The organism is Anaerobium acetethylicum, from assembly GCF_900096945.1.
Lineage (GTDB): Bacteria > Bacillota > Clostridia > Lachnospirales > Lachnospiraceae > Anaerobium > Anaerobium acetethylicum.
On the sequence record NZ_FMKA01000079.1, the window covers coordinates 1 to 3,560 of the forward strand.

Genomic DNA, 3,560 nt, shown 5'->3' on the forward strand with positions numbered 1-3,560 from the left:
TGTAGACTTGCGAAATATAATCTCTTACTCCCGCTCTTTCACGTCGAATTATTTTCTGTTCTTCCTCTTAATACCTGATTAATTCCTGCCGCTTAATGCGGCTCTTTTTGTTCTGTTCTTCCTTGACCACGCTGCCCATGAAATGTATAGTTATTCTTGACACAAAAAAAAGAAAGAGTGCCACCGACCAAAGTTTCACTCTTTCTCAATCGCCATGTCCCTAATTATTAAAGCAACGGGTACATGACATACCTTCCACGAGGTATATATTCATGATAAGAGCATTTGGTCTTTTCTGCAAGCTGAATTTAATAAATCTTACTGCGTATGAAGCATTCCTTCAAGCCATGTCTGCTGTCAGCATCCACGATTACGCCTGCCCCTTCTGTTCCTGCGCACATCCGGACTGGCAGAAGCATGCTTCCTATGAACGCTTTCTTATTTCGTTTGAGCACGGTCTTACGGTTACTTACACTATCATGGTCATCCGTTATAAATGCACTTCCTGTGGCCATACCCACGCGATTCTGCCAGAGCATCTGATCCCTTACAGCTCCTATAGCCTTCCCTTCATCCTCACGGTGCTCAGGGATTATTACACACGTCCTGTTTCCGTGGAATCTGTCTGCTCAAAGTATGACATCTCTGTATCAACCCTCTATGCCTGGCATTCCCTTTTTCTGACCCACAAAAAAATCTGGCTTGGGCTTCTGGAGGATTATCTCTCTGGAACGGTTCACTTCCTTGGATCGCTCTATCCTTTTCCTTCCCATCCGTTCTTGTCCGGATTCTTTTCGGCCATGCGACATTCCTTCCTTCAGGCCGGCCATCATTCCTTTCGGGCGGCACGCTCCTACCCGCCTTGATTCCTTTGATTTTTCCATTATCCGCTTCCACATAACACCGCAATGGCATCCTCCACCCGGTTCTGATATGGTGTTTCCAGGAGGTGTGTTACATTATGAACAATACATTTAATGACAAATCTTTCAGTGAAGCAGCCGCTATTGCCAGAGTACGCTTCGCAGTAGTTGCTCCTGTCATTCAGGAGCTGTTTGCTGAGCCTACGAAAACAGCCTATTATAAGCGGGTTGCTGAAAAACCCTTAAAAATGCCGGATGGCAGTGAGGTAATGTACAACTACAATACTTTTGAAAAGTGGGAGAAGCTTTATCTGAGACACGGTATAGACGGTCTTATACCAAAACGCCGCTCGGACATCGGTGTACCAAGAGCCCTTTCGGATGCCGCCATTGCGGAAATCTATCGTCTGAAGGAGACTTTTCCCCGGATCAATGCTACCTTGATTTATCAGAAGCTGATCGAGGACGGCTTCATTACGCCGTCAGGCACTTCCGTCTCGGCAGTGCAGCGCTTCATCAAGCGCAATGATCTGAAATCTGCACGAAACCCAAACATCAAAGACCGCAAGGCCTTTGAAGCGGAATTCCCCTGTGACATGTATCAGGCGGATACCTGCTATTCTGTTTTTATCACGGAAAACGGTGTTTCCAGACGCACTTACTTGTTTCATATCGTCGATGACCATTCCCGTATGATTGTCGGAGCCCGTTTCTTCTATCAGGATAACGCCTATAACTTCCAGCAGGTGCTCAAAGATGCTATCGCAAGATCTGGTATCTGTTCAAAAATCTACCTCGACAATGGCGGTTCTTATTCCAATGAGCAGCTTTCTCTTATCCTCGGCTCCCTGGGCATCATCGAAATCCATACTCCAGTAAGGGACGGGGCCGCCAAAGCAAAGGTTGAGCGGTCATTCCGCACCATCAAAGACACTTGGCTGCACGGTCTTGATATCTCTGGCGTGGACTCCCTGGATGCGTTGAACCGCCTTCTTGCGGACTACGTCCATAAACGGAACAACTCTTTCAACCGCGATATCAGCGGCACGCCCATGGAGCGCTATTCCCGACATCTCGACCGCATCCGTTTCCCGAAAAGCAGGGAATGGCTCGATGAGTGCTTCATGAACCGGATGATACGGAAGGTGAATAATGACTCCACTGTTTCTATTAACTCGATTTCTTATGACTGTCCCCAGCAGTTCATACGCATGAAGGTGGAAGTACGCTTCCTCCCAGATGATATGAAGAACGCCTATATCCTTTATGAAGGGAAGCGTTATCCCATTCGCAAAACAAACAAGGTAGAGAATTTCAGAACCAAGCGGAACAATACCCCTTCCATTGATTACTCCAGAACTGGAGGTGTTGACAGTGTATAAGCATTTTTATGGGATTACCTTCAATCCGTTTGACAAGTCGGCTCCTGTAAAGGATGCCTTCCAGTCCAGGGATCACCTTGAGGTGCAGAACCGTCTTGCGTTCCTGAAGAACACACGTGGCATCGGTCTTGTAACCGCTCCTCCGGGAATGGGAAAAACTTTTGCGTTGCGTTGCTTTGCTGAGAGTTTGAATCCGAACCTTTGCCAGATGTTCTATACCTGTCTGTCCACAATCAGTGTGACTGAATTCTACCGTCAGTTATGCACCCAGCTGGGTCTGGATATCGGAACAAGGAAATCCATCATGTTTAACTCCATCCAGGAGAGGCTCCGCTATCTCCTCAAGGAGAAGCATAGGACTATCTTCGTTGTTGTGGATGAATGTCAGTATCTTGGCACGGACATCCTAAGGGACTTCAAGCTCCTCATGAACCAGGATTATGATTCCCTCGATTGTTTCGCGTTGGTCATGATCGGGCTTCCGCATATGAATGCAGTCCTTGAAAAACCTGTCCACGAAGCCCTGAAGCAGCGAATTGTGGTTCATTATAACTATAGCGGATTATCAGCAGACGAAACGGCCGAATACATCTATTCCAGGATTGATGCTGCCGGAGGGTCGAGAACTATCATTGACGATGCTGCCATCCGTGCCGTATCCGGCTACTGCCAGGGCACTCCACGTATGATTAATTCCGTGATGTCGAATGCATTGATTCTCGGTGCCCAGCTGAAAAAGCAGTGTATTGACTCCGAAACCATTCTTGCTGCCAGCAACAGCATCACGCTCGGATAGGAGGCGCCTTATGGACAAAACAAATGCGATTGTTTCTCTGCCCATGGTTTTCCATTGCCGTGAAAAAAACGGCCGTAAATACGAAGAATGGCACGGCTTTGTTAACCGGATTACTGACTTCGGAAGCCATTATGAAATTCAACTCGAAAGTCGAAGCGGCTTCATCTTCATAGTCGGGAAATATACCTGTGGCGCTTTTATTAGCATTCCCGCATTTGGCGTCGGCTGTGATCTTGCCGGATACGAAGATTACTTCTGGAATAACGAGCAGCTGTCAAGCCGGATGAACCGGGTTGATGCTTCCACTGTAGCCGAAGCCTTAAGGACACTGAAGAAAAACAACTACATATGAAACTCGTGGCACCCTGCTTCGGCAGGGTGTTTCTGATTAGTGACAGGAATACAATTCGCTTTTCGCTGGATAACAGAGCGCTTTCCAGAAAAGACTATGCCACTAAGCTACTGAAATTCCGAGAAAACAACGTGCAGTTTGACCGGAACAGAGAGCGCCGCTCAACA

5 protein-coding genes are annotated in these 3,560 nt (G+C 47.3%); 4 read left to right on the forward strand and 1 reads right to left on the reverse strand.

Annotated features, from left to right (window positions below; genetic code table 11):
• Positions 1-308: 308 nt before the first annotated feature.
• Positions 309-539, reverse strand: a complete 231-nt coding sequence (locus BJR36_RS19750) for a hypothetical protein (RefSeq protein WP_091237145.1) — start codon at positions 537-539, stop codon at positions 309-311.
• On the opposite strand from BJR36_RS19750, the gene BJR36_RS21225 reads away from it, so the two are divergent.
• The 4 genes from BJR36_RS21225 to BJR36_RS19770 all read left to right on the forward strand — a co-directional run bounded on the left by BJR36_RS21225 (position 441) and on the right by BJR36_RS19770 (position 3,393).
• The gene (locus BJR36_RS21225; protein WP_408605747.1) at positions 441-866 is read left to right on the forward strand and encodes a DUF6431 domain-containing protein; all 426 of its coding nucleotides are present in this window, start codon (positions 441-443) and stop codon (positions 864-866) included. The genes BJR36_RS19750 and BJR36_RS21225 overlap by 99 nt on opposite strands.
• Before the next feature lie 95 nt (positions 867-961).
• Positions 962-2,245 carry a DDE-type integrase/transposase/recombinase gene (locus BJR36_RS19760; RefSeq protein ID WP_091237147.1) on the forward strand — a complete coding sequence of 428 codons (1,284 nt, stop codon included), beginning with the start codon at positions 962-964 and terminating at the stop codon, positions 2,243-2,245.
• Entirely contained in the window at positions 2,238-3,041 is an 804-nt protein-coding gene (locus tag BJR36_RS19765) for an ExeA family protein (RefSeq protein ID WP_091237148.1), read from the forward strand. The genes BJR36_RS19760 and BJR36_RS19765 overlap by 8 nt, the downstream gene beginning before the upstream one ends.
• 10 nt (positions 3,042-3,051) lie before the next feature.
• Entirely contained in the window at positions 3,052-3,393 is a 342-nt protein-coding gene (locus BJR36_RS19770) for a DUF6618 family protein (protein WP_091237149.1), read from the forward strand.
• Positions 3,394-3,560 lie beyond the last annotated feature (167 nt).

Excerpts from the sequence above, each read along its gene's own strand:
- BJR36_RS19770 (WP_091237149.1), top strand. The coding sequence starts at position 3,052 with ATGGACAAAACAAATGCGATTGTTTCTCTGCCCATGGTTTTCCATTGC.
- BJR36_RS19750 (WP_091237145.1), bottom strand. The coding sequence starts at position 539 with ATGCTCTGGCAGAATCGCGTGGGTATGGCCACAGGAAGTGCATTTATA.
- BJR36_RS19760 (WP_091237147.1), top strand. The coding sequence starts at position 962 with ATGAACAATACATTTAATGACAAATCTTTCAGTGAAGCAGCCGCTATT.